Genomic DNA, 18652 nt, shown 5'->3' on the forward strand with positions numbered 1-18652 from the left:
TTCTCTAGTTTAGGCTGTGCTACCAGCACGTTAAGCTGAGCTATGAGCGCTTCCAGTGATGATCGATTCTTTGTCTATTTTTTAGCCGGTTCGGCCACTCTTGAGGATGCCCGTGAGGCGCTGCCATTGCATGATCTGGGCCCGGTCGGTGTCTCTACAGAGTCCTTCACGGTGAACGCGGAGGGGTTGCGGTTCCGGGTCAGCTTGGAGGAGTCGGCCGAGGTCGCGACCGCAGCACAACAAGCCGCTGGCGATCAGCAACGTTGGCAAACTTTGGCCAATTGCGCGGCACGCTTTAGCGTCGAAGTCTCAGATCTGCCGGCTGCGCTCGACGAAATTAACACCATGATGGAATTGCAGGGCGCTTTACAGGATTGCTCGGATGGTTATTTAGTCCTGCCCTGGAACGGTGGCATTCTGGGGCCGTGGGGTGCCGCCGAATGATGTTCTCAGTGCGCGCCCAGGCCTAGCCGCTGAATGATCTCCGCAGCCTCTTGCGCCGGCGAGTGGCTGATATTGACGAGCAGTGCGTGCTCATCCTCGGACGGTGGCTGTAACGCTGCAAATTGGGAATCCAGCAGCGCGGTGGGCATGAAATGTCCGTGACGCGCAGAGAGTCTTTGTGAGATTTCCGCTTTGCTGCCAGAAAGGTAGACAAAAATCACGTTGGGCAGCCGAAGCCGGTCGCGGTAAATCTTTTTCAGCGCCGAACAGGTCACTACCCCCGGCATCTCGGAGGCCGCATGGTCGCTGATCCATTGCGCAATCTGATCGAGCCAAGGCCAACGATCCTCGTCGGTGAGTGGAATACCCGCTGACATTTTGGCCACGTTCTCTGCCGGATGCAGGTCATCGCCCTCGAGATAGTCCCAACCGAGTTGACCGGCCAAGAGCGCAGCAACCGTGGATTTGCCGGAGCCGGAAACGCCCATCACCACCAACACTGGATGCGCACTCATGCGATCACCACCGAAAGCAGCATCACCAGGCCGAAGCCGACCACCGAGATCAGCGTCTCCATCACTGACCAGGTCTTAAAGGTTTGTCCGACAGTGAGACCGAAAAGCTCCTTCACCAACCAGAAACCAGCATCATTGACGTGCGAGAGGAAGAGCGAGCCGGCTCCGATAGCGAGTGCCAGTAGCGCCGCCTGAGCGGGGGAGAGGGAACCGGCCAGTGGTGCGACAATGCCGGCGGAGGTGATCGTTGCTACCGTCGCCGAGCCGGTTGCTAGCCGCAGCGCCACCGCGATCAAGAAGCCGAGCAGTAGCACCGAGATACTTGCTCCTTGTGCCCACTTTGCCACCGAATCACCTACTCCAGCACCAATCAATGACTGCTTAAAGCCGCCGCCAGCGCCGACGATTAGGATCACCGCGGCGATCGGACCGACGCTCTGGCCGATCTTCTTAGCAATCGCTGCACCGCCAAGCCCAACCGCGTAACCGAAGGTCAGCATCGCGAGCAGCACGGCTAAAGTCATCGCCACCAGTGGTTCGCCGATGAAGTCCACCACGACGCGAATAGTGCTGGGATTTTTGCTATCTGGGCTGAGAATATCCACCACGGCTTTGACCAGCATCAGCAATACCGGAAAAACAATGGTGAATACCGTGATGCCGAAGCTCGGCGGCCGTTTGACCTCGGGATCGGTCTGGTTATTCTGAGTGTCGACGCCACCAGCGGTTTGCGGCGCAGCTACTGGAACCCAGCGAGCCGCTAGACGAGAAAAGATCGGGCCGCAGATAATCACGGTGGGGATGGCGACCAGAATACCGAAAAGCAAGGTGAGACCAAGCGGCGCGTTAACAGCCTGAATGGCGATCAGCGGGCCGGGGTGCGGCGGCACTAGACCGTGCAGTACCGAGAGCCCGGCCAACGCGGGGATAGCTATTCGCATTAGCTTGGTTTGGGCTCGTTGGGCGACCAACACAATGACCGGTAACAAGAGCACTAAACCGATTTCGAAGAACATTGGCAGTCCGATGATCACCGCGACCAAGGCCATCGTCCAGGGCACCATTGCCCCGGAAACCTTGGCTAGAAGGGTGTCGACTACCTTATTGGCGCCGCCGGAATCAGCCATTAACTTGCCGAGCATGGCACCGAGCGCGATCAATAAGCCGACCTCTTGGAGCACGGAGCCGACTCCGGTCTCAAAGTTTGTCACCACCTTGCCGAGTTCGATGCCGGAGCCCAGTCCCACCCCGGCGGCTCCCAAAATCAGGGCGAGGAAGGGGTGCATTTTGAACTTGGCGATCAGCAGTACGATCAAGCCGATGCAGAGTGCTGCTAGCACTACGAGCCAGGTATCGTGCGAATTCCAGGGCTGCTGAGACGCCTCGGAAGCCTTCAGTGTGGAGGTGATAATGGTCTGAGCGAACATGAAGCCTCATTGATTCAGGTGGGTATTGTGAGTCAGATTATCGAGTAAGTATGCTTTATTCAATTCTTTATGACAAAAAGTCAGACTTAGGGGAAGTATGGAAGGCGTTCGGGGGAACCATCTCAGCTTTGTCGATAGCTTCGGCCAGCAGATTGTCGACGGACTGCTAGCCCCGGGCCAAATCTTGCTCACTGAGGAGCTACAAGAGCGTTTTGCGGCTACTCGTTCGGTGGCCAGAGAAGGCATCCGGGTGATTCAGGCACTCGGGCTGGTAGCGGTGACCCGCAATGTTGGGGTCCGGGTGCAGTCGGCGGAGCAGTGGAACGTCTTCGACCGCAAGGTAATTCACTGGCGGTTGAACGGTCCACAGCGAACCAAGCAACTATTGTCGATCACCGAGCTGCGGCTCGGCGTCGAGCCGCTGGCCGCTCGGCTGGCAGCGGAGCGGATCGGGGTTGCTCAAGGACGGGAACTCACCGGTCTGGCTGGAGAGCTGCTGGCCACCGGGAATGCTGGAGACCTGGAGGCCTTTTTAGCCGCCGATATCGCCTACCATTCGCTCATTCTGCGCGCCGCTGAGAATGAGATGTTTGCTCATCTGCATGAAGCGGTGGGTGAGGTACTGAGTGGTCGCACCGAACATGGTCTGATGCCAGAGCGCCCGCATGCGCAGGCCAGGCATTGGCATTTAGGGGTTGCCGAAGCCATTCAACAAGGCGACGGTGCAACAGCAGAAGAGCTAATGCGTCACATTGTATTGTTAGCCGGTCAGGAACTGCGTCAGGAACTCGGCCTTTCAACAGCCCAAAAATGACTTTCGGCCAGCGGAGCCGATACCATCAATGATGGCTGCCGTGGTCCTCGTATGCCATGGCCCAATAGCCCTAACGCGCCCGGGAGGCACCCTTGTCAGAACTCATTGAAGTCACTGTTGACGGCGAGCTACGTCAACTGAGTGCGGGGACTCCCGCCGCCGATCTTTATCGCGAAGACCGTTCAGTTGTCGTCGTCAAGGTAAACGGTGAACTCAAGGACCTGGACCAGCCGCTGCCAGCCGGGGCAAACATCGAAGCGGTCACGATTGACTCGCCCGAAGGCTTGGAAGTGTTGCGGCACTCCACCGCGCACGTGATGGCGCAAGCCGTGCAGCAGCTCCGGAAAGATGCCAAGCTCGGCATCGGGCCGTACATCACCGATGGCTTCTATTTCGACTTTGATGTTGAAGACCCTTTTACTCCGGAAGATCTCAAGCAGCTCGAAAAAATGATGCTCAAGATCGTCAATGCTAATCAGCGCTTCGTGCGTCGGGTGGTCAGCGAAACCGAAGCCATTGAGGCGATGAAAGACGAGCCTTATAAGCTCGAATTGATTGGCTTGAAGGGTGGCGGGGCTGAAGCCGCTGAAGGCGCATCGCAAGAAGTTGGTGCCGGTGAGCTGACGATTTACGAAAACCTCGGCCGCGATGGCGAAGTGATCTGGAAGGATCTTTGCCGCGGCCCGCACCTGCCGAATACCAAGCTGATTTCAAATGCATATGCGCTGACCCGTAGTGCGGCTGCTTATTGGCGCGGCGATCAGGCGAATAAGCAGCTGCAGCGAATTTATGGCACTGCCTGGCCGACTAAGGATGCGCTCAAGGCCTACCAAGACCGGATCGCCGAAGCCGAGCGTCGGGACCATCGTAAGCTGGGCACCGAACTCGACCTTTTCTCCTTCCCCGATGAGCTTGGTTCCGGTCTGCCGGTTTTCCACCCCAAAGGCGGCATTATCCGCAAGGAGATGGAGGACTACTCGCGGGCTCGGCATATCGCGGCTGGCTACGAGTTTGTCTACACTCCGCACATTACTAAGGGGCACCTCTACGAGGTCTCTGGGCATCTGGACTGGTATCGCGATGGCATGTTCCCGGCGATGCATGTCGATGAGGAATTGGCCGAGGACGGCAGCGTCCGCAAACCCGGCCAGGACTACTACCTCAAGCCGATGAACTGCCCGATGCACAATCTGATCTTCCGTTCACGCGGTCGCTCTTATCGAGAGCTGCCGCTGCGGCTCTTCGAATTCGGCTCGGTCTACCGTTACGAAAAGTCCGGCGTGATTCATGGCCTTACCCGGGTCCGCGGGATGACTCAGGACGATGCCCACATTTACTGCACCCGCGAGCAGATGAAAGACGAGTTGACCTCGACGCTGAACTTCGTGCTAGGTCTGTTGAAGGATTATGGGCTGGAAGATTTCTATCTGGAACTTTCCACCAAAGATCCAGAGAAATACGTCGGCTCGGATGAGGTCTGGGAGGAAGCTACCCGCACGCTAGCCGAAGTAGCCGAAGAGTCCGGACTGGAACTGGTGCCAGATCCGGGCGGAGCGGCCTTCTACGGCCCGAAAATATCAGTACAGGCCCGCGATGCAATTGGCCGTACCTGGCAGATGTCGACCATCCAGCTGGACTTCAACCTGCCGGAACGGTTTGAACTTGAATACCAGGCGGCTGATGGCAGCCGACAGCGTCCGGTAATGATCCATCGTGCGCTCTTCGGCTCTGTGGAGCGCTTCTTGGCTGTGCTCACCGAACACTATGCCGGTGCTTTCCCGGCCTGGCTGGCTCCTGTGCAAGTGGTAGGCATTCCGGTGGCCGAGGCTTTCGACGGCTATATTGTGGATCTGATTGAGCGGCTAAAGAAGGCGGGCATCAGAGCGCAGGCCGATCTTTCCACTGATCGTTTCCCCAAAAAGATCCGCACCGCGAGCAAAGAGAAGATTCCGTTCGTGCTGATCGCAGGTGGCGAGGATGCCGAGGCTGGTGCGGTCTCCTTCCGGTTCCGTGATGGTAGCCAGGACAATGGTGTGCCGTTGGATGAGGCCGTGGAGCGGATTGTGCGGTTGGTCAAGGAGCGGAGCGACAGCAACCAATGAGCGAGCCGACCGACGACTTTGAGCTGGCCGGGGTTCCGGACGCGTTTCAGCGTCTCTGGACGCCGCATCGGCTGGCCTATATCAAGGGTGGCCAGGCACAATTCAACAAAGGCGAGGATGACTGTCCGTTCTGTTTAGCTCCCGCGCGTAGCGACGAGGAGTCACTCATCGTGCACCGCGGCGAATCTTGCTTTGTGGTGCTCAATCTCTTTCCCTATAACCCTGGGCACCTGTTGGTATGCCCTTATCGACATATCCCTGATTACACCGATCTCACAGTTGATGAGACGGCGGAATTCGCGGCTCTTACGCAGACCGGAATGAAGGTTTTGCGGAAAGTCGCTAACCCCTCAGGGTTCAATCTGGGCATGAATCAGGGCGTCACCGGGGGAGCCGGGATCGCCGGGCACCTGCACCAGCACATTGTGCCGCGCTGGGGCGGGGACGGGAATTTCCTGCCGATCATCGCGCAGACCAAGGCGATCACTCAAACGCTGGGAGAAGTGCGTGAGCAAGTGGCGCAGGTCTGGGCTGAGCAGTTGGCCTAGCGATGCTGAATAAGTACGCTAGAGGGTTGTTTGCCGCGATTTTCAAGCCGATCGCCTTGCTCCTAGTGCGCTGGGGAGTCTCACCTGATCTGGTCACCGTGGTTGGCACTCTCGGCGTGATGGCCGGTGCGCTGATCTGGTACCCGCTGGGTCAGCTTTTTTGGGGCACCGTGGTGATTACCATTTTTGTCTTCTCTGACATTATTGATGGCCTGATGGCTAGGGAGGTGCAGCGCAAAGGCCCCTGGGGAGCCTTCGTTGACTCCAACCTGGATCGGGTCGGCGACAGCAGCGTGTTCGCCGGCCTAGTGATCTGGTTCTTCCTTGGTGGTAACAATCCAGCCATCGCTATTCTGGCTTTGGTCTGTTTGGTTTTGAGTTCCCTGGTTTCCTACAGCAAGGCCCGCGCCGAAGGCCTTGGTCTGACCGCGAACGTCGGCATCGCCGAACGCTCGGAACGGCTCGTGGTGGTGCTGGTCGCTACCGGCCTAGTCGGCTTAGGTGTGCCGGAACTGGTTTTGCTGATTGTGCTGATCCTGCTCGCGCTGGCTAGCGCGATCACGATCTACCAGCGAGTTGCCGCGGTCTATCGGCAAGCCAAGGAACTCGCGGAGGCGGAGTCTAATGACGCTGACTCATGACGTGGCAGAGCAGGCCACGGAAATTCCTGTGGCCCTTAAAACGGCTTTTTAGCTGAAAATTGGACTGCTCAGTGCCTTGGGATGACTAGGATCGGTGCTGATAGTGAGTCGCGCGAAAGCGCAGTATTTTTCAGGAGCAAAATATGTCGGAATCGATCGATCAGCCCGGGAATCTTACCGGTAGCAGCCGTGTGAAGCGCGGAATGGCCGAGATGCTCAAGGGCGGTGTGATCATGGACGTGGTCACCGCCGAGCAAGCCCGGATCGCTGAGGATGCCGGTGCGGTCGCCGTGATGGCGCTAGAGCGGGTACCCGCGGATATTCGCGCCCAGGGTGGGGTTTCGCGAATGAGTGATCCGGACATGATCGACAGCATTATTTCTGCGGTCTCCATTCCGGTAATGGCGAAGGCACGAATCGGTCACTTCGTGGAGGCGCAGGTCCTGCAGTCCCTCGGCGTTGATTACATTGACGAATCAGAAGTGCTCACCCCGGCGGACTACACTAACCACATTGATAAGTGGAAGTTCACTGTGCCCTTCGTCTGTGGTGCGACCAATCTGGGTGAGGCGCTGCGCCGCATTAATGAAGGTGCCGCAATGATCCGCTCCAAGGGCGAGGCCGGCACCGGTGACGTCTCCAATGCCACCACCCATATGCGCCAGATTCGCGCCGAGATCAAGCGTCTCGGCTCAATGGCCGAAGACGAGCTCTACGTCGCGGCCAAGGAACTGCAGGCCCCCTTCGAACTGGTCAAAGAGGTGGCCGAGCGCGGTTCGCTGCCAGTGGTGCTGTTCACCGCTGGCGGTATTGCCACTCCCGCGGACGCCGCGATGATGATGCAACTCGGCGCCGACGGTGTCTTCGTTGGCTCCGGCATCTTCAAATCAGGCAACCCGGCGCAGCGCGCTGCCGCTATCGTCAAGGCCACCACTTTCCACGACGATCCGGACGTGATTGCCAATGTCTCGCGCGGCCTGGGCGAGGCCATGGTGGGCATTAACGTTGAGGAAATCCCGGAACCGCACCGGCTGGCCGAGCGCGGCTGGTGATCTTTCCCGAGGCGCGGGCTCTTGACCTGCCAGCGAGCCTGCGCCTCGAGCCTCTTACCATCGGTCATGCAGAGCAAATGCTGGGTGTGCTTAGTGAGCCACAGCTCTACGCCTTCACCGGAGGTGCGGCACCGGAGTTAGAAAGTTTGCGAGACCGGTATCGTCGGCAAAGCGTTGGCCGTTCTCCGGACGGCACGGAGGCCTGGCTCAATTGGATTTTGGTAGAACCCTCGAGCAATCGAGCGGTCGGATTTATCCAAGCTACCGTTCGCGCCGTCGAGCTTGGCAATCTAAAGCAGTGTGCTGAACTGGCATGGTTGATTGGCGTGCCATGGCAGGGACTAGGTTACGCATCGCTGGCGGCCCGAGAGGTACTACGTTGGCTGCGAAGGCAAGGGGTAGAGTCATTCATCGCTCACATTGACCCCAAAAATCTGGCATCAATTAAAGTCGCTGAACGACTCGGATTTGAGCGTACTGAGACGATGCTGGACGGCGAATTCCGCTGGGAAATCGCTCAGCCCAATTCCAGCCAGTACGTCTGCCCCTTGCCGATCAGCTGAAAGCCCTGCGATTGATAGAGCCTGAAGCCGCTCGGCGTCGAATTCAGAACCAATTGGGAGAGTCCGGCGTCGCCTGCCACTTCAGCGAGTTTTTGCAGCATCGCGGTGCCGATGCCGAGGCGTTGATACTCAGGCTCGACCGCCATATCGAACACCCCGGCGAATCCCGGCCTGCTCAGACTAGGAAAGAGCAAACACTTACCCACTTGTTGTCCGGCCTCTTGCCCCGAGGCCAGACAAGCCTCGAACTGCCAACTCCCAGCTGGTAGCCCCTCTCTTTGGCTGACCTTGAGCTCGACACCGGCGACTTGCCGAACCGGTTCAACCCGCTCAACGAAACAGCTCATCCACCACGGTTGCCAGGCCTTGGTGAAACCGAAACTCGCCAACTCACCCTGCCGCACCGCTGAGTTGACCCAGATCCCTGCCATTCGGGCGCCCAAACGCGCGCCCTCGGCTAGGGCCGGGCGCAGCCCCGCGCCGGTGATCTCGGTGGGAAAGCGTGCCACCAGATCACCCGAGGTGGGCAGCCAGCTCCACTTCATTCGATGTGTACTGAAGTTCCGACCACCGCTCACCGAGGCGAGCGCAACGAAGAACTCGTCCTGGATTTCTTCGCAGGTAGCAATCCCGCTCATCGTGCGGACAGGGCGGGGGCCAGCTCAACGGGAATCAGTTCAAGCCCCTACGGGTCAGTAGTGGCTCAATCCGAGCATCGCGGCCCCGGAAATTACGAAAGGCCTGCAGCGGGTCGATCCGATTGCCGACGGAGAGCAATTCCTTTCGGAAGTGGTCACCGTTGGCGCGGCTCAAGCCACCATTTTCTTTAAACCATTCAACCGTCTCCGCGTCGAGCACCTCGGACCAGATGTAGGCGTAATAACCCGCCGAATAGCCTCCCGCAAAAATATGGTTGAAGTAGCCGGTGCGGTAGCGGGGCGGAATGAGGTCTAAGCTGACCCCGGCGTTTTCAAGCGCCGCGGCTTCGAAGGCCAGCGGATCGCCGGGCTCTGCGCCGGGAGCTAGCTGATGCCAGGCCTGATCCAGCAGGGCCGCACCCAAGTATTCAGTGGTGGCAAAACCCTCACCCCAGAGCTTGGCTGCTCGCAGCTTCTCAATGGTCTCCTCGGGGAGCGGCTCGCCGGTTTCATAATGCCTGGCATAGTTGCTGACGATTTCCGGCCACAGAATCCACATTTCATTGACTTGAGAGGGATACTCAACAAAGTCGCGGGGCACCTCGGTGCCAGAGAAACGTGGGTAGCGGACATCGGAGAACAGGCCGTGCAGAGCGTGGCCAAACTCGTGGAAGCAAGTGACCACTTCGTCGTAGCTGAGCAGAGTCGGCTCGCCAGCGGGCGGCTTGGGAATATTGAGATTATTCACTACCACCGATTGCCAGCCGAAAAGATCCGACTGCTCAACCAACGGGTTCATCCAGGCGCCACCGTTCTTGCTGTCCCGGGTGTAGTAGTCGCCAATGAAGAGCCCCAGCCCGCTGCCATCATCGTTGTGGATCTCCCAGACCCTGGCGTCGGGGTGGTAACCCTGCAAGTCCGGACGCTCGGTGAAGCTCAGCCCATAAAGTTTATTGGCGGCGTAGAACACACCGTCATTGAGCACTCGTTCAAGTTCGAAATAAGGCTTAAGCGCGGGCAAGTCGACGTCGTAGCGGGACTTGCGCACCTTCTCCGAGTAGTACGACCAGTCCCAGGGCTCAATGCTGTGGCCCGCCTCTTCGGCCAGTGCCGCAGCCTCTGCCAGGGCGTTCTTGACCGCGGCGGGGGCGAACTGGCCGAGCATTGAATTGATGCTTGCCAGCGAGGGAGCGGTCTGGTCTGAGGTTTCAAAATCGGCGTGCGATTCAAAGCCGAGGATCTGCGCACGTTCCGCGCGGAGAGTCGCCATTTGTACGGCCAAGTCGAGTGTTCGGGTATCAGTTAGGCCCTGACCGCGGCTGATTGAGGCCTCATGCAGTCGACGTCGGGACTGTCGGTTGTGCAGCGATTCCAGGGCGGGTTGAGCGCTCGGTTGAATTAGCGTCAGGAGGTATTTCCCAAGGTTCCCGGTCTGTTCGGCAGCGCTAGCCGCGGCAGCAATTTCATTGCTGGAGAGGCCAGCTAGCTCGGCAACCTCGTCGAACAACACAGCTGCGGAGTTGAGATTCGCCAGGCTGTCTTGGCTGAACTTGGTACTCAGCTCGGAAAGCGTGGAGTTCAGCTCGCGCAAGCGCTGTTTTGCCTGATCATCGAGGGCAGCGCCCATCCTGATAAATTCTTCGCGGTACTTTTCGACCAGGCGCCCAGACTCCCGATCAAGTCCAGCGGTGTCGATTTGGCTGAAGCGTTCATAGAGCTTGCTGTCCAACTGAATAGCGTCCATATGCTCACTGAGCCGTGGCGCAATGGCGGTTTCAATGGCCTGCAGCTGCTCGGAGGTGTCGGAGGAGGAAATGTTGAAGAACACCAGGGCGACATGACGCAGTAGAGTCCCCGAGCGCTCCATCGCTTCGGCGGTATTGGCGAAGTCCGCTGGCTCCGGATTATTCCGAATCGCCTCAATTTCAGCGAGGTGATCGGCGAAAGCCTTTTCAAAAGCTGGCAGATAATGTTCGGCACGAATCTCGCTGAACACCGGCAAGCGGTAGGGCAAAGGGCTTTCGCGAAGTAGCGGATTTTCTCGGAGTTCATCAACGGTGATGGGCATAAAACGACTCTTCCATGTTGTCCAGATCGAAACAACTTTGACGGCGGATGTCGTCGAGGTCTTTTCATCTGGGCCCGGTTGCGAAACACTAGGCAGGTCAGAACTGTACGCGAGGCGCTAAGCTTCGCCGATAGAGAGGTTGCTATGGCAGGCAAGTATGAGCTCTATACCGACAAATCAGGCGAGTTCCGTTTCCGGTTGAAGGCCGGTAATGGGGAAGTTATAGCCCTCTCCTCCGAGGGGTACACCACCAAGGCCGCGGCTAAGAACGGCATTGCTTCGATCGGTAGGAATGCCGATAGCCCCATCGTGGACCTCACCGAATCCAGCTAGTTAATATCCAGTTGTAAAGCTAATGCTGAGGGGTTCGGAAGCGCTGTCGCTTCCGAACCCCTCAGCATTTGTTTTGCGCGGACTTTTTGTTTTGCTTAGTTCTGGGTGAAGACCAGGGACATCGGAGTGGTCTCGGTGGTCTGTCCTTGTGGGTTGTCTTTGAAGATGCCCTCCAGCACCTCTTTGCTCAGTGCGGTGTCGTGGCCGAGAACGACCACGCCCAGATCGTTGGCGTCCATGATGGCGGTACCGGCGAAGTTCTTCGCCAATTCCTCCGGTAGCGCCGCCCGCACTTTGGCGCTCAACCTACGGGCCACACCGTCGGGATCCTTGGGCGCGTACTTCACCGAATGGGTTGAGGTGCCGACCTGGTAGCCCGCGGCGCCATCAATGGCATTGATATTGTGTCCGACGACCTCGTAGAAGACGCCCTTCTTGCCCTGGAATTTACCGATCACTGAGCGGAAGGACGCCCAGAGAATCCTGGGCAGACCGACTTCCTCAATGGCCAGTTGCATTGACCAGGGGCTGGCCAAACCAATACCGCCTGGGTTGCGCACCACGAAGCGGCTGAGCGTGCGGGCGGCGGCGCTGACCTTAATGTCCCAGACCGGAATGGAGCGGCCCTGGGTCATCGCGACAATCTTCTCGGAAATGAACAGGTACCAAGGCGTGCCGGTGGTGGCCTTGAGGTGTTCTTCACCCGCGGTCGGCAAGCCGTCGGCAAAGCGTTTGACGTAGCTCAGGATGGCCGGGTCGAGATCCGTCTCCTTATAGAAAACCTCGGTGCGTAGTGGATAGCGCCGGTAGGTCTTGCCGTCGGCATCAACCGTGATATCCAGTTGCTTGTCCGCATTCGGGATGTAATCACTCTTGCCTTCGATGCCGGCTTTGATCTCTGGCTCGTCAAAGAATTCACGCAGCCAGAGCTCGGTATTCAGGAGCCGCCAGAACACCATGGTGTTCGGCGCCGATTTGCCGCTCAAGTACTCTTCGAAGGCATAAATCACGGCATCATTGTCCCAGTAGGGACGAGCCTCAAAGGAAGAGGAAAGGAAGATCTCGTAGAGCTTTTCCTTCATCGAGACGAACCATTCGGCTTCCGGGGTGGTGAATCCGATCTTGTTCCGCCGATTGCTGATCATCGCTGGCAGCAGGCCACGAGTTGCATCGCGGAGGATTCGCTTATTCCAGCCGCCCTTAATGATTGATTCATCACTGAGGCTGAACAGATACTTCACCACTTCCTTATCCAGGAAAGGCACCCGACCCTCGAGCGAGAAACGCATGGTGTTCTTGTCTTCGTAGCGCAATACCGAGGGCAGTGACTTGTGGAACAAATCATCGATCAGTCGCAATTTCAAATTGTCAGGTACATTGCTGAAGCGCTCATTTTTGTACTGCGAGGTGAAGGACTTTCGCAGCAGGCTGGAGATGCTGAGTGATTTCTTCGCGGTCAGCTTGCCGAAAATCCGGAACCGGGCGAGCCGGAACAGGATATCGCTGCTGGAGAGCATTTCCTTGGCCAATTTGCTGTACTGACCGTGCTTCTTCATTTGCCGCAGATAGGCAAAGTAGTAGGGGATATAGCCAGCCATCATTTCGTCGGCGCCCTGGCCGTCGAGCAGCACAGTGACATGCTTGGAAGCCTCGCGCATCACTTGATACTGGGCATAGGGGCCGGAGGAGATGATCGGCTCCTCCTGGGTGCGCACGAAGTCCAGCAGATCGGCTTCGAACTCTGAGGGCTTGGGCAGTATCTTATGGCTGGTGACATTGCCCTGGCAGAGATCCAGCACCGCGTCGGCGTATTTCTCTTCGTCGTTGATCGAGTTCGGGAAAATCGCCGAGAAGGTCTGCTGCGAGCCGCCAAGCGAATCGGTAGCCGCGGCTTGTTCCTGCATCAGCTTATTAATGGTCACCACGACGGCAGAGGAATCTAGGCCGCCGGAAAGCGCGGTGCCGACCGGGACTTCGGACTGCAATCTCAGCCGGACGCCTTCGGTGAAGCGTCTACGGTACTCGTCAATGACTTCCTTGGAGTATGGGGTGCCGATCTTGGCGAGTTCCTTCAGCTCCTCGGGGAAGCGAGTGTACATGCTGATTTGATACTCGCCGGTGGTGGTGTCGAGCACCAGCTTCTCGCCGGGCATTAGCTTGTCAATGCCTTCGAAGAAGGTGGCAGCTTCCTCGTCATGAATCCGGAACTGCAGGTAACGATAAAGGATCCGTTCGTTGACTTTCTTTTCCAGCTTGCCGGTGGCCAGCAGCGGCTTGATTTCAGAGCCGAACAGCAGCGCAGGGGAGTCCGGAGTGCCAGCGCTGGCAAAGTAGAGCGGCTTGATGCCGAAGTGATCACGAGCCAGCACCAGCTTATTGAGCTTGGTGTCGTGGATGGCCAGGCCGAACATGCCATTGAACTTATCGAAGGCGTCCTCGCCCCACTCCTCATAGGCTTGCAGCACGACCTCGGTATCCGAGTTAGTCACGAAGCTGCGGCCCAGGGCTTCGAGTTCTGCCCGCAGCTCAAGGTAGTTATAGGTTTCGCCGTTATAGACCAAAACGGTCTTGCCGTCCTGGCTGAACATCGGTTCTTGGCCGTGTGCCACGTCGATAATTGCCAGTCGGCGGTGCGCGAAGCCGACCTGGTCCTTGGTGTAAAAACCCTCACCGTCGGGGCCGCGATGGGCAATGGTGTCGCTCATCGCCTTGAGCATCGCTTCGTCGGCACTGTAGCCGTAGTACCCGGCAATTCCGCACATATACCTCTACCTCACTGAAAGAAAGACCAGCCTCAATCCTACGTGCTACCGGGTCCTGCTGAGCGGATTCCCACCCCGCCCGCCCAGCCGAGTGTCGAGATGTGGGGCTTAAAATCCGGTTTTAAGCCCCACATCTCGACACTCGACGCCGGGGGAGGAGGAGGGGCTGGCGTATGATAACTGGGTGAATTTGCGTAGTCAGCGAGTCGGGGTTCTTGCCCTGCAAGGGGATGTCCGTGAACATATTCGGGCTGTCGAGGCTTGCGGAGTAACGGCCCAACCGGTGCGTCGAGCCAGTGAATTAGCCGAGGTCTCCGGATTGATTCTGCCCGGCGGTGAATCGACCACGATGGACAAACTGATCCGGGCCTTCGAACTGAGCGAGCCACTGCAAGATTTTATTGCTGCCGGGCGCCCGGTCTATGGTTCCTGCGCCGGCATGATTCTGCTCGCCGATCGAATCGCCGATCCGGCCAAGGACCTGCGTGGTGAACCGCAACGCACCCTGGGCGGCTTGGATATCACGGTGCGCCGGAATGCTTTCGGCAGGCAGCGGGAGTCATTCGAGACCGACCTGGACTTCAAGGGTCTGAGCGATTCGGAGCGCCCCGTGCACGCGGTTTTCATCCGCGCACCGTGGGTGGAAGAGTCCGGTGTGCAAGTACAAAGCTTGGCCACGGTTAGAATCGATGGAAAGGATCGCGCGGTAGCAGTGCGATCCGGCAACCTATTGGCCACCTCTTTTCATCCGGAGGTGACCGGGCAAGGCGAGATGCCGGGAGAGCTGCGGGTTCACGAGTTGTTTATTCGGATGATGAAGCAAGAAGCATAAGGCTAGTACAGCTAGTACAGGAGAAGAGCAGAGTATGTCCGGTCACTCCAAGTGGGCCACTACCAAGCACAAGAAAGCCGTTATCGACGCTCGGCGAGCAAAGTCGTTCGCCAAGCTGATTAAAAACATTGAGGTAGCCGCCCGGGTGGGCGGTCCCGATATGGCCGGCAACCCTGCCCTGGAACTCGCGGTCACCAAGGCGAAGAAAACCTCTGTGCCGAACGACAATATCGACCGCGCGATCAAGCGTGGTTCCGGTCAGCTCGGTGAAGCGGTGGATTACCAAACCATCATGTACGAAGGCTACGGCCCGCAGGGCACCGCAATTCTGATCGAATGTCTCACCGACAATAAGAACCGGGCAGCCTCCGAGGTTCGCCTCGTGGTGGGTCGCAATGGTGGCAATATGGCCGATCCAGGCTCGGTGGCCTATATGTTCACTCGCAAGGGCATTGTGTCCTTGCCGAAGAACGAACTGACCGAGGACGATCTGCTTATGGCGGTACTTGACGCCGGCGCGGAGGAGGTCAAGGACGAGGGCGAAAACTTCGAGGTGATCTCCGAGCCGCAGGATCTGCCCGCGATTCGGACCGCATTGAACGAGGCGGGTATCGAGTATGAGAACGACGAAGCCGGCTTCGTGCCCTCAATGCAGGTAGAGCTCGATGTGGAGAACGCTAAGAAGTTTGTCCGGCTCTACGATGCGCTGGAAGATCTTGATGATGTGCAGAACATCTACTCCAACGCCGATATCAGCGCCGAGGTAATGGCTCAGCTCGAGGAAGACTAGTAGCTGCCATGCTGATGACGGGAGTGGCACGCTGCGCGTCTTAGGGGTTGACCCGGGCCTGACCCGCTGCGGTATTGGCGTGGTCGATATTGCCCCGAACCGCACCGCGACCATGGTGGCCGTCGACGTGGTGGGAAGCCCCGCCGGAATGGAATTGCCCCAGCGGTTACTGGTCATTTCGGAGGCAATCGAAAGCTGGTTGGAACGCTACCAGCCGCAGGTGCTAGCGGTGGAGCGGGTCTTTTCGCAGACGAACGTTTCTACCGTGATGGGCGTGGCCCAGGTCTCTGGCATCGTGATTGCCGCCGCCGCGCGTCGTGGTATCTCCGTTGCTCTGCATACGCCCAGTGAAGTCAAGGCAGCGGTGACCGGTAGCGGTAGAGCTGATAAAGCTGCGGTGACCAAAATGGTCACCAAGATCTTGCGACTCGAGCAGGAGCCGAAGCCCGCCGACGCCGCTGACGCGCTGGCCTTGGCGATCACCCACGCATGGCGATCGGGACCGAATAGCTCGGCCGCAGCCGGTGGTCAGCTGACTCCGGCCCGAAAGCTTTGGTTAGAAGCCGAGGCGAAGGCCAAGAAGAACAGCGAGCGTTCCAGCAAGCAGCAGTGGCGTTAGCGCGTGGCGTCGCGCAAAGCGTCCGGGGAGTAGCTAGGCTATTCGTAGATATGTTCGGATAGTTTCTTTCAAGGTGATGTGCAGATGATTAGTTTTCTTCGCGGTCCGGTTGCCCAGCTCGGTCTTTCCAGTGCGGTGATCGACCTTAATGGGGTTGGCATGCTGGTCCAGGCCACTCCGAAGACGCTGGGATCCTTGCGTTTAGGGCAGGAAACCACCCTCACCACCTCGATGATTGTGCGCGAAGACTCGATGACGCTGTACGGTTTCAGCAGCGAAGACGAGCGCGAGGTTTTCGATATCTTACTCACTGTGAGCGGTATTGGGCCTCGGCTGGCGCTTGCCGTTCTTGCGGTTTTGGAGCCGGAGACCATCCGGGTCGCCGCCTCCAGCGGAGACGGCAAGACTTTCACCAAAGTGCCGGGGATTGGCCCCAAGGTTGCTGGTCGGATCGTGCTGGAGCTGGCCAATAAGCTGGTGCCACACGGTACCGCTGCGAATACGACGTCGAACGAACCGCAAACAGCGTGGAAGCCGCAGGTAGTCGCCGCGATGACCAGCCTGGGTTGGAGCGAGAAGGACGCCTTAAACAGTATCGATAAGGCCACCGAGGGGGAGGTCGAGATGTTGGCTGAAGGCAATGTTGCGACGATCCTGCGCACTACTTTGCGCTGGTTGGGTCAAGACGGTGCGCGCCGCGGTACGGCCGCTACCGCTAAGCGGGGCCTGAATGTCTGAGCGCGAGGCTGCTGAGGATCCTGGTCGGGCCCTGGTTTCGGCGAGCGGCGAGACCGAGGAGCGTGCTCTCGAGGCAGCACTGCGGCCTAAGAACCTCGACGATTTTGTTGGCCAGAAAAGGGTGCGCAAGCAGCTTTCGCTCGTGCTAGAAGCCTCCCGATTGCGCGGCAGCAGCGCAGACCACGTACTGCTCTCCGGGCCGCCCGGACTAGGTAAGACCACGCTGGCCATGATCATTGCCGCCGAAATGAACGCGCCCTTAAGAATTAGCTCAGGGCCGGCGATTCAACATGCCGGTGATCTCGCCGCCATCCTATCCTCGCTCACCGAGGGCGAAGTGCTCTTCTTAGACGAAATCCACCGGATGTCTCGCCCCGCCGAAGAGATGCTCTACATGGCGATGGAGGATTATCGGGTCGACATCGTGGTTGGTAAAGGGGCCGGGGCCACCGCGATCCCGCTTGAGTTGCCGCCGTTCACTCTGGTGGGGGCCACTACCAGGGCTGGCTTGTTACCCGGACCGCTGCGGGACCGGTTCGGCTTCACCGGGCATTTGGAGTTCTACTCAGAGGAAGAGCTCCAACTGGTGCTGCGTCGTTCAGCTGCGCTACTCGACCTCAAGCTTTCGGCAGGAGGATTCGCTGAGATTGCCGGACGCTCCCGCGGTACGCCCCGGATCGCCAACCGGCTGCTGCGTCGAGTCCGGGACTGGGCCCTGGTGCATGGTTTATCGACGATCGAGGCTTCTCATGCCTCCGCGGCGCTTGAGATGTATGAGATTGATGCCAAGGGTCTGGACCGCCTGGACCGATCCGTATTGCAGGCATTGATCGGAAAGTTCAACGGGGGACCGGTGGGCCTATCCACCTTGGCGATTGCGGTAGGTGAAGAAATGGAAACCGTTGAAACGGTCGCCGAGCCGTTCTTGGTCCGGGAAGGTCTTTTGGGGCGCACCCCGCGTGGCCGGATTGCGATGCCCGCTGCCTGGCAGCACCTGGGTCTGCCCCTGCCGGAAGGCGCTTCCGCGGTACAGTTCCCGGCACTTTTCGACAGCTTAGAAAGCGAAGAGGAAGTCGCCGAAACCGAGCCAGAATGGTTCCATCGGAGCTGAACCAGACTCAGCTTGCGGCGAATCCACAGAAATCCGTGAAAAACTGCTCTAGACTGGTATGACGCTCGGCACATTCATCAGCCTGAAGGTGCCTCCCGATAGTTCTTAGAATGGATTTTTTGCTGTGGATCTTACGATGTTGCTGCTCTTTGCAGTGTTCGCTATTTTTATTGGTTTCACTTTTTGGCGGCAGCGCAAGCAGCAGAAAGCACAACAGGAACAGCAAGCTCAGCTCGGCCCCGGCGTCGAGGTGATGACCAGCTTCGGTCTATTCGGCACCGTTCAGTCAGTGGACGAGGCCGATAACAAGATCGTGCTGGAACTCTCCCCGGGGAACACTGCAACCGTGCACCGTCAAGCAGTGACAAAGATCCTCACCCCGGCCAGCGTCGAAGCTGAGGAGTCGCCGGTTGTTCCCGATGATGCCTCCTCACTCACCGGTCCATACCCGACCGAGAGCACTCCGGCAGCGGCCAAAGAGACTCTGAAGGACACCACAAACCAGGCGGCCAATGAAACGGCTGAAGAAACCTTGGCTCGACTGAACAAAGAAAACGAGAAGGACAAGTAGTCTTCTCTAGATAGCGCGCCCGTCCAGGCTTCCGGTTTGGGCGGCGTTGCTATGTAAGAACGTCTTATCCCGAAGAACCCTTAG

At 58.4% G+C, this 18652-nt stretch carries 19 protein-coding genes; 14 read left to right on the plus strand and 5 right to left on the minus strand.

Features of this window, described 5'->3' with window-relative positions; translation table 11 throughout:
- Positions 1 to 42 precede the first annotated feature (42 nt).
- Positions 43 to 444 carry a hypothetical protein gene (locus UM93_RS04455; protein WP_045073925.1) on the plus strand — a complete coding sequence of 134 codons (402 nt, stop codon included), beginning with the start codon at positions 43 to 45 and terminating at the stop codon, positions 442 to 444.
- A gap of 5 nt (positions 445 to 449) precedes the next feature.
- On the opposite strand, the gene UM93_RS04460 is transcribed toward UM93_RS04455, so the two are convergent.
- Both UM93_RS04460 and UM93_RS04465 read right to left on the minus strand, forming a co-directional pair.
- The gene (locus tag UM93_RS04460; RefSeq protein ID WP_045073926.1) at positions 450 to 959 is read right to left on the minus strand and encodes a gluconokinase; all 510 of its coding nucleotides are present in this window, start codon (positions 957 to 959) and stop codon (positions 450 to 452) included.
- On the minus strand, positions 956 to 2386 hold the full coding sequence (locus tag UM93_RS04465; RefSeq protein WP_157874097.1) for a GntT/GntP/DsdX family permease: 1431 nt from the start codon (positions 2384 to 2386) through the stop codon (positions 956 to 958). The genes UM93_RS04460 and UM93_RS04465 overlap by 4 nt, the downstream gene beginning before the upstream one ends.
- 97 nt (positions 2387 to 2483) lie before the next feature.
- Here UM93_RS04465 and UM93_RS04470 point away from each other — a divergent pair, with 97 nt between their 5' ends.
- The 6 genes from UM93_RS04470 (at position 2484) to UM93_RS04495 (ending at position 8106) form a co-directional block, all read left to right on the plus strand.
- Positions 2484 to 3200 (plus strand): FadR/GntR family transcriptional regulator, encoded by a 717-nt coding sequence (locus UM93_RS04470; RefSeq protein ID WP_045073927.1) that lies wholly within the window; start codon positions 2484 to 2486, stop codon positions 3198 to 3200.
- A gap of 92 nt (positions 3201 to 3292) precedes the next feature.
- Positions 3293 to 5302, plus strand: a complete 2010-nt coding sequence (gene thrS / locus UM93_RS04475; protein WP_045073929.1) for a threonine--tRNA ligase — start codon at positions 3293 to 3295, stop codon at positions 5300 to 5302.
- On the plus strand, positions 5299 to 5850 hold the full coding sequence (locus UM93_RS04480) for an HIT family protein (RefSeq protein ID WP_045073931.1): 552 nt from the start codon (positions 5299 to 5301) through the stop codon (positions 5848 to 5850). Before thrS ends, UM93_RS04480 begins: the two co-directional genes overlap by 4 nt.
- A gap of 2 nt (positions 5851 to 5852) precedes the next feature.
- Entirely contained in the window at positions 5853 to 6491 is a 639-nt protein-coding gene (gene pgsA / locus UM93_RS04485) for a phosphatidylinositol phosphate synthase (RefSeq protein ID WP_045073933.1), read from the plus strand.
- 143 nt (positions 6492 to 6634) lie between these two features.
- Complete coding sequence (gene pdxS, locus UM93_RS04490) at positions 6635 to 7543, plus strand: pyridoxal 5'-phosphate synthase lyase subunit PdxS (RefSeq protein ID WP_045073934.1); 909 nt, start codon at positions 6635 to 6637, stop codon at positions 7541 to 7543.
- Entirely contained in the window at positions 7540 to 8106 is a 567-nt protein-coding gene (locus UM93_RS04495; protein WP_267884335.1) for a GNAT family N-acetyltransferase, read from the plus strand. The genes pdxS and UM93_RS04495 overlap by 4 nt, the downstream gene beginning before the upstream one ends.
- Here the strand turns inward: UM93_RS04495 and UM93_RS04500 are convergent.
- Positions 8061 to 8744 carry a GNAT family N-acetyltransferase gene (locus UM93_RS04500; protein ID WP_045073937.1) on the minus strand — a complete coding sequence of 228 codons (684 nt, stop codon included), beginning with the start codon at positions 8742 to 8744 and terminating at the stop codon, positions 8061 to 8063. The two genes, UM93_RS04495 and UM93_RS04500, sit on opposite strands and share 46 nt — an antisense overlap.
- A gap of 34 nt (positions 8745 to 8778) precedes the next feature.
- Positions 8779 to 10812 (minus strand): M3 family metallopeptidase, encoded by a 2034-nt coding sequence (locus tag UM93_RS04505; RefSeq protein ID WP_045073939.1) that lies wholly within the window; start codon positions 10810 to 10812, stop codon positions 8779 to 8781.
- 144 nt (positions 10813 to 10956) lie between these two features.
- Here UM93_RS04505 and UM93_RS04510 point away from each other — a divergent pair, with 144 nt between their 5' ends.
- Positions 10957 to 11145 (plus strand): YegP family protein, encoded by a 189-nt coding sequence (locus tag UM93_RS04510; RefSeq protein WP_045073941.1) that lies wholly within the window; start codon positions 10957 to 10959, stop codon positions 11143 to 11145.
- Between the two features lie 95 nt (positions 11146 to 11240).
- On the opposite strand, the gene asnB is transcribed toward UM93_RS04510, so the two are convergent.
- Positions 11241 to 13907, minus strand: coding sequence for an asparagine synthase (glutamine-hydrolyzing) (gene asnB, locus UM93_RS04515; RefSeq protein WP_045073942.1), 2667 nt, complete (start codon positions 13905 to 13907; stop codon positions 11241 to 11243).
- Between the two features lie 184 nt (positions 13908 to 14091).
- Between asnB and pdxT the strand changes: the two genes are divergently transcribed.
- The 6 genes from pdxT (at position 14092) to yajC (ending at position 18568) form a co-directional block, all read left to right on the plus strand.
- Entirely contained in the window at positions 14092 to 14739 is a 648-nt protein-coding gene (gene pdxT / locus UM93_RS04520; protein WP_234399382.1) for a pyridoxal 5'-phosphate synthase glutaminase subunit PdxT, read from the plus strand.
- A 34-nt stretch (positions 14740 to 14773) separates the two neighbouring features.
- A complete protein-coding gene (locus tag UM93_RS04525) occupies positions 14774 to 15529 on the plus strand; it encodes a YebC/PmpR family DNA-binding transcriptional regulator (protein ID WP_045073946.1) in 756 nt (251 codons plus the stop codon).
- A gap of 31 nt (positions 15530 to 15560) precedes the next feature.
- Positions 15561 to 16148 (plus strand): crossover junction endodeoxyribonuclease RuvC, encoded by a 588-nt coding sequence (ruvC, locus tag UM93_RS04530; protein WP_045073947.1) that lies wholly within the window; start codon positions 15561 to 15563, stop codon positions 16146 to 16148.
- A gap of 84 nt (positions 16149 to 16232) precedes the next feature.
- Positions 16233 to 16886 carry a Holliday junction branch migration protein RuvA gene (gene ruvA / locus UM93_RS04535; RefSeq protein ID WP_045073949.1) on the plus strand — a complete coding sequence of 218 codons (654 nt, stop codon included), beginning with the start codon at positions 16233 to 16235 and terminating at the stop codon, positions 16884 to 16886.
- Positions 16879 to 17997, plus strand: a complete 1119-nt coding sequence (ruvB, locus tag UM93_RS04540; RefSeq protein ID WP_045073950.1) for a Holliday junction branch migration DNA helicase RuvB — start codon at positions 16879 to 16881, stop codon at positions 17995 to 17997. The genes ruvA and ruvB overlap by 8 nt, the downstream gene beginning before the upstream one ends.
- Positions 17998 to 18133: 136 nt before the next feature.
- The gene (yajC, locus tag UM93_RS04545) at positions 18134 to 18568 is read left to right on the plus strand and encodes a preprotein translocase subunit YajC (protein ID WP_045073951.1); all 435 of its coding nucleotides are present in this window, start codon (positions 18134 to 18136) and stop codon (positions 18566 to 18568) included.
- Positions 18569 to 18652 lie beyond the last annotated feature (84 nt).

The sequence above is a fragment of the Psychromicrobium lacuslunae genome, assembly GCF_000950575.1.
GTDB lineage: Bacteria > Actinomycetota > Actinomycetes > Actinomycetales > Micrococcaceae > Renibacterium > Renibacterium lacuslunae.